General features: G+C 59.3%; 11 protein-coding genes. 2 read left to right on the top strand and 9 right to left on the bottom strand.

The annotated features are described in order from the left end of the window. Position 1 precedes the first annotated feature (1 nt). Positions 2 to 913 carry a lysylphosphatidylglycerol synthase transmembrane domain-containing protein gene (locus ACUNV4_RS20460; protein WP_430880469.1) on the bottom strand — a complete coding sequence of 304 codons (912 nt, stop codon included), beginning with the start codon at positions 911 to 913 and terminating at the stop codon, positions 2 to 4. Between ACUNV4_RS20460 and ACUNV4_RS20455 the strand changes: the two genes are divergently transcribed. Beyond that, complete coding sequence (locus ACUNV4_RS20455) at positions 888 to 2579, top strand: sulfatase-like hydrolase/transferase (protein ID WP_430880468.1); 1692 nt, start codon at positions 888 to 890, stop codon at positions 2577 to 2579. The two genes, ACUNV4_RS20460 and ACUNV4_RS20455, sit on opposite strands and share 26 nt — an antisense overlap. 3 nt (positions 2580 to 2582) lie before the next feature. Here ACUNV4_RS20455 and ACUNV4_RS20450 read toward each other — a convergent pair whose 3' ends face one another. The 8 genes from ACUNV4_RS20450 to ACUNV4_RS20415 form a co-directional block, all read right to left on the bottom strand. Next, positions 2583 to 3179 carry a YceI family protein gene (locus tag ACUNV4_RS20450; protein ID WP_430880467.1) on the bottom strand — a complete coding sequence of 199 codons (597 nt, stop codon included), beginning with the start codon at positions 3177 to 3179 and terminating at the stop codon, positions 2583 to 2585. Positions 3180 to 3257: 78 nt separating this feature from the next. Then, the gene (locus ACUNV4_RS20445) at positions 3258 to 3998 is read right to left on the bottom strand and encodes a pyridoxine 5'-phosphate synthase (protein ID WP_430880466.1); all 741 of its coding nucleotides are present in this window, start codon (positions 3996 to 3998) and stop codon (positions 3258 to 3260) included. Between the two features lie 124 nt (positions 3999 to 4122). Beyond that, on the bottom strand, positions 4123 to 5382 hold the full coding sequence (locus ACUNV4_RS20440) for a DUF3570 domain-containing protein (protein WP_430880465.1): 1260 nt from the start codon (positions 5380 to 5382) through the stop codon (positions 4123 to 4125). Beyond that, entirely contained in the window at positions 5382 to 5657 is a 276-nt protein-coding gene (locus ACUNV4_RS20435) for a DUF4266 domain-containing protein (protein ID WP_430880464.1), read from the bottom strand. Before ACUNV4_RS20435 ends, ACUNV4_RS20440 begins: the two co-directional genes overlap by 1 nt. Before the next feature lie 92 nt (positions 5658 to 5749). Then, positions 5750 to 6640 carry an FAD:protein FMN transferase gene (locus tag ACUNV4_RS20430; RefSeq protein ID WP_430880463.1) on the bottom strand — a complete coding sequence of 297 codons (891 nt, stop codon included), beginning with the start codon at positions 6638 to 6640 and terminating at the stop codon, positions 5750 to 5752. A 15-nt stretch (positions 6641 to 6655) separates the two neighbouring features. Then, on the bottom strand, positions 6656 to 7588 hold the full coding sequence (locus tag ACUNV4_RS20425) for a dimethyl sulfoxide reductase anchor subunit family protein (protein ID WP_430880462.1): 933 nt from the start codon (positions 7586 to 7588) through the stop codon (positions 6656 to 6658). Then, on the bottom strand, positions 7588 to 8313 hold the full coding sequence (locus ACUNV4_RS20420; RefSeq protein ID WP_430880461.1) for a 4Fe-4S dicluster domain-containing protein: 726 nt from the start codon (positions 8311 to 8313) through the stop codon (positions 7588 to 7590). The genes ACUNV4_RS20425 and ACUNV4_RS20420 overlap by 1 nt, the downstream gene beginning before the upstream one ends. Beyond that, positions 8310 to 11231, bottom strand: a complete 2922-nt coding sequence (locus ACUNV4_RS20415) for a molybdopterin oxidoreductase family protein (RefSeq protein WP_430880460.1) — start codon at positions 11229 to 11231, stop codon at positions 8310 to 8312. Before ACUNV4_RS20415 ends, ACUNV4_RS20420 begins: the two co-directional genes overlap by 4 nt. 144 nt (positions 11232 to 11375) lie before the next feature. Here ACUNV4_RS20415 and ACUNV4_RS20410 point away from each other — a divergent pair, with 144 nt between their 5' ends. Beyond that, positions 11376 to 12260: a sulfite exporter TauE/SafE family protein gene (locus ACUNV4_RS20410; protein ID WP_430880459.1), complete on the top strand. Its 885-nt coding sequence runs from the start codon at positions 11376 to 11378 to the stop codon at positions 12258 to 12260. Positions 12261 to 12332: the final 72 nt, after the last annotated feature.

Below are 12332 nucleotides of genomic sequence, written 5' to 3'. Positions count from 1 at the left end.
GTCATTCACTCGCGGTTGATCGCAGAACCAACAATGCCCCGGGCAGGCTACCGACAGTGGATATCAGGCCATACAGCACGCTGGTACCGATGGCGGCCTCCACCGACAGCCCCATCAGCGGCCACAGCGAGACAGCAACTGCTTCCCGAATGCCCCAACCACCGATGGACAGGGGAATGACCATGCTGAGCAGTACCAGCGGTACCACGCTGATGATACCGCCCAGCGGCAAAGCCTGATGCAGGGCCAATGCGCTACAGGCAAAAACGGCGAGATAGGTCGCAACCACCGCCAGACTCAGCAAGGACTGAATCTGCCACTGACGGTCTTCCACCCACACACGGTGCAAGGCCGTCCCCATCGCATCGAACAATGCTGCCACCTTTGCGCCAGCAAATCTGCGAAGAATGATGGCGATCATGCACAGCCCTGTGAGCAGCAACAATGCCACCAGCAGTATTCGAGCAGTCGCCTCCGGCGTCGCATCGTGCATCAGCAGGGGCCACAGGAGCCAGCCGATGATGGCGACCAGCAGCAAGGCAAGCTGCCCTGCCAGTCGTTCGATCACGACGCTTCTGGCCGACGCCGCGGCGCCTGCCGAATACCGGTTACGATAGATGCGGGCCGCATCCCCGCTGACACCACCCGGCAGGCTCAGATTGGCCAGGGTTGCCAGATAGTATTCCTGAATGGCACGGGGAACGCTCAGACCCTGGCCGAGTCGAACTGCCGTGATCTGCCAACGCAGTGCAGAGAGCACGATCTGCAGCTGGACAATGAGCAAGCCCATCAGCACCCAACGCCACTGCGCTTCGGCAAACAGGCGCATTGCCGCTCGAAGATCGACCAGCCAGGCAATGAGCAACAATAACAGGACCGTCAGCACAATGCGCAAGACACGCCTTCGGGACAAGGGGATCGAGCCCACGGAGCCATCGCCGGCTCCAGACGGTCGTGTCACTTCAGGTTCGCGCCTGTCACTCGACACATCCGCATCCGGCAATTCGTCGCTCATCGCAGTCGGTCTCTCGCTGCTGCTGCTCTACCTGACATTGCTGTTTCCGGGACACCCCGGAGAATTCGATGGGGACACACTGCGACAGATTCCGCTCGAAATGCCGGTCATCGTGCTGGCCTTGCTGTTGGTTAAAGGACGAGCCGCATACTGGCTTGGCAAGGTGCTGGTCCTGACACTGGGATCGCTGTTGTTGTTGCGACTGGCCGACCTGGGGTCCTTTCTCGCATTCAATCGGCGCTTCAATCCACTGCTGGAGATGCACCTGCTGGCAGATGGCTGGAATCTCGCGTCGACAACAATCGGTCCGCTGGAGGCGGCAGTGGTGGTTCTACTCATGCTGCTGGTTCTGGGCTTGCTGGCCGGCTTGCTGTATCGCGGGTTGCTTACTATCGCACAAACCCGGGGACGCACACGACGCTTGCTCATTCCGCTGAGCCTGATCAGTCTGATGATCGGTTCGATCCTGTTGTACAAGGTCGAACCGAGCCGTGAATCGTTCACGATCAGCGCTCGAGTCGTACCTGAATTCAGACAACGCATCACCAGCCTGCTGGCCTCGATCAGGGATCAACAGCTGTTCATCGGCGAACTGCAAGAGGATACCGTGCTGGACCGGAGCGAGCCGACATTCGCCAGCCTGCAGGGACGTGACGTGATACTGGTCTTCGTGGAATCCTATGGTCGGGGTTATCTGGACGCCGAGCGCTTCGCAGACGCGGCGCGGAATCGATTGACAACCACCGAAAACACACTGGAGAAGGCTGGTCTCAAGGCTCGTAGTGGCTGGCTGACATCACCGATTCGAGGCGGCCGCAGCTGGCTGGCACACGCCACCTTGCAATCCGGGCTGGAAGTCGATAACCAGGCACGCTTCGATCGTCTGATCAGTACCGATCGCAATTCCCTGAGCAGACTGTTCCAGCGAGCAGGCTGGCATACCATCGGCGTCATGCCGGCGATACAACTGGCCTGGCCGGAAGGGGCCTGGTACGGCTACGAATCACTGCATGTTGCTGCCGACATGGGCTATGCCGGTGAACGCTTTGGTTATGTCACCATGCCGGATCAATATACCCTGTCACATTTCGAGCAGGCCCTGAGACATCAACACGACGGCCCCATCATGGCCACGCTTGCATTACTGTCAACGCATGCCCCATGGACCCCACTTCCGCAGAAGGTGGATTGGGACACTATCGGTGATGGCTCCCTGTTCGATGGCTCTCAGCGTTTCGGAGAACCGATCAGCTGGAAATACCGCGACCGGGTTCAGGACATGTATATCCGATCCTTCGACTACACGCTGGAAATACTCGGAGAGTATGCCGCGCAATTTGCCGATGACGCGCTCATCATCGTGGTCGGTGATCACCAACCCCCACCCATCATCAATGGCTGGGGGGCCAGCGGAGACGTACCGATTCATTTCATCAGTCGAGACTCGTCCCTGCTGGCTCGCCTGCCTGACGCGCAGTGGGTCGACGGCATGCAACCCGATGACAGTATCCAGAGCCAGAGAATGGCCTCATTGCGTGGCAGTCTCTCGATCTTGTTCGAATGAGAATTACTGCTGCCGATTGGCCTCGGTCTCGATGATCAGTTCAACCACATCTCCTACCAGCGCATTCGCTACCCCGTAGTCCATGCCGTAATCGCTGCGCTGCAGCTGTCCACGTGCCGACACGCCAAGCGTGAACTGCTTGTGCCCGAACGGATACTTGTCTGCCTTGTTGAGTGTCGCTGTCAGACTCAGTGGCTGGCTCGTTCCCAGCAGCTGCAATTCTCCGGCGATGTCCGCTGTTCCATCGCCCTGCACAGCGATATTGTCTGCCGTGAAGCTCATCTCCGGAAATTTCTTCGTGTTCAGAAAGTCCTTGCTGCGCACATGCTTGTCACGTGCCTTGTGGTCTGACTGGACGCTGTCAGTCTTGACGGTAATCACGACATCCGTCAATTGCCCCGTCTCGTCATCGTAGCTAAAGGTGCCGGACACATCGGAAAAATATCCCAGCGTTTTCGCATAACCGACGTGTTCGATCAGGAATGCAACCGTGGTGTGCTCCGGATCGAGTGAGTACTGCTGGGCGGCGGCCAGCAGCGATGAGCTCGTCACGCCTGCCGACAGACCCAGCAAGCTTGCTAACAACAGTGTCTTCTTCATCAAGCCATCTCCGAATTGTCAAGGAAGTGCCATTGAACGTGAGCGCAAGCCCGAAACACCGGCCAGAGCGACCTCAGGCTAGTTGCCGCAGGCTGCCAGGAACCGCTTTACCGTTTCGGCCATGCCGAACTGCACGGCATCGGCCGTCAGGCCATGACCGATGGATACTTCGTCCAGATAAGGTATACGAGCCACCAACGCAGGCAGATTCGCCACGGTCAGATCGTGCCCGGCATTCACACCCAATCCCAGCGCTCTGGCGGCATCGGCCGTGGCACCCAGACGCTCGACTTCCGCACGCATCGCAGCCTCGTCATCGTAGGTGCCGCCATAGGGACCGGTATACAGCTCGATCCGATCACAACCGGTATCCTTCGCCCACTTGACCTGCTCTGGATCGGCATCGGCAAACAGCGACACGCGCATGCCGCCGCTGTGCAGGCGCTCGACAATCGGCGCCAACATGTTGTGCTGCGACTTGAATTCCCAACCGTGGTCCGATGTCGCCTGCGCCGGGTCATCAGGCACCAGTGTCACCTGCTCCGGCCGGTTTTTCTCGACCAGTTGCAGGAAATCCTCGGTCGGGTAGCCTTCCACATTGAATTCACATTGCGAAAACTCCTCATCGATCAGCGCTCGCAGCTCGGCCACATCGGTGAATCGGGTATGACGCTGGTCGGGCCGGGGATGTACGGTCAGTCCATGCGCACCATTTTGCAAGGCAATGCGGCCAATGCCCGTGACGCTGGGCCATGGCAGATCACGTCGATTGCGCAACTGGGCGATGGCGTTCAGATTGACCGAGAGTTGGGTGGCCATGGGCATCCGGATAGCAGCTGGAAAGGCGAAAGTGCTGGCCGCCAGTATAGCCAACCTCGGGGCCAGGGGACACCGCCGCTCGGAATGCCCGTGATCGCCTGAAGCCCGGGGGCTTGCTCGGTAATCAGAATGCGATGCGAAAACTGGCCTGCAGAATGAGGGCGGAGTTGCGATCGAATACCGCGGTACTGAAGCGCTGATCCAGGTATTCCGCACGCAGACGCAGCTCGGTATCGGGAGTGAGCCTGACGCCGTATTTCAGCCCCAGTGTGGCACTGCTCATGGCATCCAGTCGATAATCGGCACTGGCGAGGCCATTGTCGGGCAGCAGCGGATTGGAGCCGGCATCCACCGACAGCTTGCGCTGATAGAAGTCGGCCGCGCTCTGCCGGTACAGTCGCACATGGGGTTCCAGATAGCGTTGTCGGTTCAAACGATGACGATAGCGCAGATCCACCGTGTGTGAGCGGATGCCCCAGTCATCCTGATACAGCCGATACCCCAGATGCAGTGAATGTTGCGTATCGCGCAGCTGATGCACCAGTTTGCCGAATACACTGGTGCGCAGTCGTGAATCCGGTCGGCTGTCATGAAAATTGGCAACGATGCGACCATCTTCATCCGCTGCGCTGATGACCTTGTACGGGTCCGAGTGATAACCATCGGATGCACTCAACGACAGGTTCAGCTGGACCACGGTCAGACGGTTCAGAACCCGGCTGATTCCGAACAGGGTATCCAGTGTGCTGCGCCCTCCTTCGCTGAACGGACGCGGTTGCTGCACATTGCCCAGAGGCTCTGGCGTACCTCCGGTATCACTGCGATAAATGCTGTCATCGATCCAGCCAAAGCCCGCCGTGACGGTGCTCAGTCTGTCATCCGACTCCCGCGCCAGTGACAAGTTGATACCCAGCGACTCGTGGTCGGATTCATCGGATACCACGCCACCGTAACTCAATGTGTAGCTCGGCGAAAGCGCCTGCTCCACGCCCAGTCCCAGCTGCCGGCGTGTATCGCTGAATTCACTGGTGGAATGGTCCAGGCGGTTGCGGCTGTTGCCACCGGATACACTGGTCACGGTGGATGCCGGACTGTCGCCGCGCAAGGCACCGGTCGGTGAAGCACCTGACATGGTGTCGTGCAGGGCACTGACCGTAATCGATGTGGTTTCATTCTCGCGCGCCAGCGTGGCAACCGCCTTGTTCACCGATACTCGCTGATCCGACTCGCGATACGAAAGATAGGCGGTATCCAGCTCCCAGCTCGCTGAACTGCCGGTGAGCCGTGACACGTCATCCGTCGACGCTGCTGTGCCCACCGGTGCCATGCCGACGCTAAGCAGGGCGCAACTGGCCGCTGACAACTGTTGGCGCAGGCTTCTCATCAATTGCAGCCACAGCCTCCACCCTGAACCACAACCCCACCGGTAGACCCTTCTTTCGAGAAATAGACATGATCATCAACGGCCTGCTCCATGGCATCGTTGATCAGCTGCATGTCATCCCGTGCCAGCACCCCGCGCTGCCAGGGTTTGACCTCGGTAACTTCGAACATGTCCTGCGTGGTGGAACAGGCACTCAGAGCCAGCATGAATATGCTCAAGGCGATGACTGCTGGCGCGTTGCAACGACCTCGGAAGATGCGATTCTGCCATGGCATGCGTGACGGCCTCGGGACGGGTATCGGGAGCGGCATGCAGAGAGTATCGGCGGGAAATTCAACGAGTTGAATCGACCGTCGTCGTTTCAGGGTCAGCGCTGGACCCAGAAATGTGCCTTGTGCCGCTCGAGAAAGGCCTCGGCATCGGCCCCGTGCAACAGTGCCAGGGTCGACATGATGCCGGCCTCGATGCAGGTATTGCCGGCCACTGTCACTGCTGCCGGGGCACCGACGACCGGCCAACCGGTCATCGGATCCAGAACATGGCTGTAGCGAACCCCCTCCTTGAGCAGATAGCGTCGAGCATCGCCACTGGTGGTCAAGGCCCCACGCTGCAACTGCAGGCTGGCGGAGGCATCGTCTTCCCCCTGACGCGACTCGATACCCACCGACCATGCTCCAGTCGCCTGAGGAGGCTTCGAGGCATGCAGGTCTCCACCGAAATTGACCAGACAGGCACCGGGACATCGTTCACGCAGCATCAACAGAACCCGATCAACCGCATACTCCTTGCCGATACCGCCCAGGTCGATCTGCATGCCGGCCGGCATGCTGAAATGCGGCCTGTTCCAGCTGACTCGCTGCCAGCCGATACGTGCCAGCAATGGTTCGATCTGAGCGGCCGACGGGACATTGTCCGAACCATCGAATGTCCAGGCTTCACGCAGTACGCCGGAAGTCACATCGAAGAGACCGTTCGAGGCATGAAAACAGGTGTCGGCAAAATCCAGCATGCGCGCTGTTTCCTCGTCAACGGTGACGGGCTTGCCCCCGGCCGTGTTGATACGATGGACGACATTGTCGCTGCGATAACGGCTGAAGAGTCTCTCGACACGCAAGGCCTCATTCTGTGCTTGGGTCACTAGCTGGCGAGCCAGCTTCTTCGATCGCAGCTCCAGATGCACTTCGCAGGGACTGGCCATGGCGCGGAATTCGCCAACCCAGATCGGCCCACGCTGCTCCAGTCGCAAGGTGTCCTTCATGGCGGATACCGCAACTCAGGTACGCTGCATGCCGTGATACAGATTGACCACATGTCTGGCTTCTGCGAAGAACAGCCAGCGCTCGACAAACACACCGGCGTAAGCGCTGATGACGGCCAGCAGCAGCAAACCGAAACTCACCTCACCGAGCAGGCCACTGATCAGCAGAAGGGGGAGCACGAAGGCCAGTGCGATACAGAGCACACGCAACCAGATGATTCTGGTGCGTTCCACCTGATAGCCGAATTCCTTGTTGTGGAAGGTATCACTGGCATGGCCCACATCCAGCAATCGAACCGTGGCACGCGTGAATCCCAGAGCTGTATTGATCGTTGGCCCGGCAGGCTGACCGATCCAGTGAAAATAGACCAGCTTCACCAGAGCTGCGATGACCAGTACAATCAGAACAAGCCTGGCTACCGGTTCAAACATCAGTCCCTGCTGAGCCAGCATGACACTCAGTATCAGTGCGCCGAGAAACAGCCCCAGCAGCACGAAATTGACAGGCGTCAATGCGGTATGCCACTGGCGGATGGTTTTCAGAGTCGCGTAGATCATGCCCGTACAGATCAGTACCATTGTCGCCAGCAGTGCCATCAAGACACCGAAAACGACGGTTGCCGCCGTATTGCCGGTAAACCACTGGCACAGCAACCACAGCAGTGCCACCGGATAGAAGGCCACTGCAAAAACTGCCTCACGCGAAAGCCAGGATGTCCTGAATCGGGTAAACGAGCGCCAGGCATTCTTCGGATTCGCCAGATGCAGAGTCGATGACAACAATCCAGCGGTTACCAGCAGCAGGCCGATCAGCCCCATGGCCACGATCTGGTCAGGGCTGGTGTCCGGAGCCAGGCCCAGCAGGTGCAACAAGCCAAGCAGAAACAGCAGACCGTAACCGGCACCCGCTGTCACGGTAAAGAAGATCACTGACAGGGCCGGATGCATCAGCTTGCCCCCTTGCCAAGCTTGTTGAAGGCATCTTTCTGACGCTTCATCCACTTGCCGATCAGCGAATCGCCACTGCTTGCTGCCTTGCGTTCGACCGTTGGAGCCGCTGGACGTTGGCGCGGTGGCAGGTACTTGTTGGTGGGTTCGTAGCCCAGTTCCGGCATCAGCGAATACCCACCCCGCTCTCGCACCAGCGTACTGACATTCGAATCGGGATCATCAAAGTCACCGAAATGCCGGGCATGCGAGGGGCAGGTCATGACGCAGGCCGGCTGCCGTTCCGCCTCGGGCAGATTCTTGTCGTGAATGCGATCGACACAGAGGGTGCACTTCTTCATGACGCCGTCCTCTTCATCGAGCTCACGCGCGCCGTAGGGACAGGCCCAGGAGCACAGATTGCAACCCATGCACTTGGACTGATCCACCAGCACGATGCCATCTTCCTCACGTTTGTAGGATGCGCCGGTCGGACAGACCGTCACGCAGGCTGCATCCTCGCAATGCATGCAGGACATCGGCGTATTGATGGTCTTGCTGTTCGGATAGTCATCGACCTCGAAATGTCGAATGCGGTTGAACCAGACGCCGCTGGGCTCCTTGCCGTAAGGCTCGTAATCGGTCAGTGGCCCGGTGGTTCCGGAGGTATTCCACTGCTTGCAGGCGACTGCGCAGGCATGGCATCCCACACAGGTATCCAGATCGATGACCAGACCGAGCTTCATCGCTTGTCTCCACTTGAAAGATGACCCCGGCTCAACGCATCCTGCAGGGATCGCTCGAGATTGACCGGTTCATGGGTGTGATACCGCAGCACGGACGGCGCTGCGGCCATGTCCGGCAAACGCTTGATGGCATCGAATGTCGGGTAGCTGCCTGTCTCGCCCGGTGCGGCCGGATAGATATCGACCTTCAGGTCATACCAGGCTGCCTGGCCGGTGACCGGGTCCGAGTTGCTCAGTCCGCGCTCTCCGTCCCTTGCCGGCAGCAACTCACTGATCAGATGATTCATCAGAAAGCCCTTCTGCGATTCCGGTGCATCATCGGACAGCCCCCAGGCACCGCTCTGCTTGCCAATGGCATTCCATGTCCAGACCGTATCCGGGTTGCAGCCCTCCATCAGTTTGACCTGACAACGGATCTTGCCGTGGTGACTCTGCACCCAGACCCAGGCCAGATCCTCGATACCCATGCTCTGGCCGCGCTGCCGATTCATGTACAGATAATTCTGCGCCATGATCTGCCGCAGCCAGGCATTCTGTGAATCCCAGGAGTGATACATGAACATGGGCCGCTGATTGACCGCATGGAAGGGATACTGCTCGTTATCGACTCGCTGTTCTTCCAGCGGAACGTACCAGTCAGGCAGAGGATCGAAATACTGTACCAGTCGTTGTCTGTCGACCTCATGAGCCGGCTGCGGCCCGTCATACAAGCCCTGCCCCGCCAGTCTGAATTTCTGCAGCACCTCTGAATACAGTTCCATGACGATGGGACCACTGTGACCATTGAAGCCGACGCTCTTGCTCCATTCGAGATAGTCCTTGTTGGCAAAACGGTAATAGCGCTGCTCCGGTGGCAGATGGTGCTCGAAAAAGCAGTCATTGTCCTGATAGGCCTGCCATTGATCCGGGTTGGGTGCCCCGACCATGGACTGCTCACCGTTCTCGCCACGCCAGCCCGCCAGAAAACCGATGCCTGGCGCTTTCTCCCATTGGGTAATGAATTCCTTGTAGTCCTTGAACCTGGCACTGCCATCCGGATTGGTCAGCGCCGGAAATTCCAGCCGCGAACCGATATCGATCAGTACTTCCTGCCAGGGCCGGACGTCACGATCGGGATCTATGATCGGCTGGCGGATGGAGTCGCAGGCAGCGTGGGGCTCCGAGATCGGACGGTCGAGCATGGAGATGGTATCGAAACGTTCCAGGTAGGTGGTATCGGGCAGCACCAGATCGGAGAAATTGACCATCTCTGAATGAAAGGCGTCACTGGTGACGATGAATGGCAGCTTGTAATCGCCGTATTCATCCTTCTCACGCAGCATATCCTGCACTTCAGCCGTGTTCATGCTTGAATTCCAGGACATGTTGGCCATGAACAGGATCAAAGTGTCTATCGGGTAGGGATCGCCCTTGACCGCGTTGTTGATCACCATGTGCATCATGCCGTGATTGGCAATCGGCGCCTCCCAGGAATAGGCCTTGTCGATCCTCAGCGGCTCACCAGCGGCATCCACCACGAGATCCTCCGGGCCCATCGGAAAACCCAGCGGCGGCGACGACAAGGGTGTATCCGGCGCCATGGTCCTGGCAGGTTTGATCGGCGGTGCGATGTGCTTCGGGAACGGAGGTTTGGCCAGATGCGAGCCGGGACAATCCACCGCGCCGAGCAGGATCTGCAACAGATGGATGGAGCGGCAGGTCTGGAAGCCGTTGGAATGCGCTGAAATGCCACGCATGGCATGCATGGCCACTGGCCGGCCAATGAACTTCTCGTGACGCCTGCCGGTCCAGTCCGTCCATGGCGTGTCGATGGTGATGGTTTCCTGAAACGCCACATGAGCCATTTCCAGGGCCAGGCGTTCGATGGTCTCGGCATCCACACCGACGGTGGCAGCCACCTTCTCCGGTGCGTAGTCCTCACTCAGGTATTTCTCGGCCAGTTGCGTCATCACCGTCTTCACCCGGGTGCCGTCAGGCGTGGTGTATTCGCCGAACAGGGCCGCTTCCACATCGTTCTCGTGGCTGGATTCGTTCCAGGAGGCCGGACCGTCGCTGGTCTGGTCCCAGACCTGCAGTTCCCCATTCTCGTCGCGCAGCAACAGCCCGTGCCGCGAGGTGTTGGGCGCTTCGATGACCAGCTGCGTCGCATTGGTATAACGCGCCAGGAATTCCCAGTCGAACTGCTCGTTCTTCAGCAGGACATGCGCAAAGGACAGAGCCAGCAGACCGTCGGTGCCGGGCCGTATGCCGACCCACTCATCGGCAATGGCCTGATAGCCGGTGCGCACCGGGTTGATGGCAACGAACCTGGCCCCGCGACGCTTGAGCTTTTCCAGACCGATCTTGATCGGATTGGAGGCGTGATCTTCAGCCACGCCCCACAACATGAAGTACTTGGCATGATCCCAGTCCGGATCGCCGAACTCCCAGAAGGACTGCCCGGTCATGTAAAGCCCACCAGCGGCCATGTTCACCGAACAGAAACCGCCGTGTGCCGCCCAGTTGATGGTACCGAACTGGGACGCCCAGAAACCGGTCAGTGCCTGCATCTGATCCCGCCCGGTGAAGAACGCCAGTCGCTTGGGGTCGGTAGCCCGGATCTTGCGCAACCGCTCGGTCAGCAGCCCCAGAGCCTTGTCCCAGGAGATGGGTTCGAACTCGCCGTCACCCCGCTCGGACCCGGCCTTCCTGACCAGGGGCTGGGTCAGCTTGGCCGGCGACTTCTGCTTCATGATGCCGGCATTGCCCTTGGCACACAGCACCCCCTTGTTGACGGGATGGTCCGGGTTGCCCTGAATGAACCGAATCTCGTTGCCCTCGGTTGTCACCTTGATGCCGCAGCGACAGGCACACATGTAGCAGGTCGTCGTCTTGATGGTCTGCTCGGCGTGGTTTTCGAATTCCGGAAGTACAGACATAGGCGCTTCTGTAGTCGCTTGAGAATGGTCGAGTGTGGGCACTATGCTGACAAATTGACGGTAACGCCACTGAAGTTTTTCTGCTGGTGCCATAAATTCTATCGTGTGCGAATTCGGATTGCGTGGGCACGGCGCTGCTGTACCATGCATGAAATCACAGAAATTCGCCACTCACAGCAGCGGGCTCAAGCCATGCCAGCCGGTCTCTCCCCTTCCGTTCTGTTGCTCATCGTGGCCGCTCTTGTACTGGCTGGCATAGCCATCGGCTTTCTGGCAGGACTGTTTGGCGTGGGCGGCGGCGCGATCTCGGTACCGGTGTTCTACGAAGTGTTCCGGTTTACCGGAAATGCCGATGACATCGCCATGCCGCTGGCTGTCGGTACCTCCCTGGCCATGATCATTCCCACCGCCTTTGTCTCTGCCCGCGAGCATGCCAGACGTGGCAGTCTGAATACCGGGGTACTGCGATCCTGGATTCTGCCGGTGCTCTCAGGCGTCATCGCTGGAACCGCCATCGCCAGTGTGGCTGATGCTCGCGTTTTCCAGACGGTCTTCATGCTGGTCGCCGGCGTTCTGGCGCTGCGCATGCTGCTCGGCGGCGCGGGCTGGCAGATTGCGGACACTCTGCCGGGACGCGGCCTGCTGTCTCTGTATGGCGCCTTCATCGGTTTGCTGTCGGCCCTGATGGGGATCGGCGGAGGCGCTCTGTCAACCATGATGCTGACCCTGCACGGACGCCCGATCCATGAAGCAGTATCGACATCTGCCGGCCTGGGTCTCCTGATCGCCATTCCCGGTACCCTGGGTTACATCATCGTCGGTTGGCACAAACCCGGCCTGCCGCCGGATGCACTGGGTTACGTGTCACTGCTGGCTCTGTTCATCACATTGCCCGCCGCCCTGACAATGACCCGCCATGGCGTGCAGGCGGCGCATGCCAGATCACGGACGCAGCTGTCGAGACTGTTCGGCCTGTTTCTGCTGATGGTGACCTTCAGGTTCGTGGTGGCCGTCCTGTCTGGAATCTAGCCGAAAGCAAGGGGTCGGACCGGTATCGTGCGTCCTGTGCCAGTGCCCACCTGCCCGGTCTGTCGCGGATTC

Source organism: Granulosicoccus sp. 3-233, from assembly GCF_052681095.1.
Note: the sequence above shows the minus strand (reverse complement) of the source record. Positions and strands in the feature narration are given on the sequence as shown.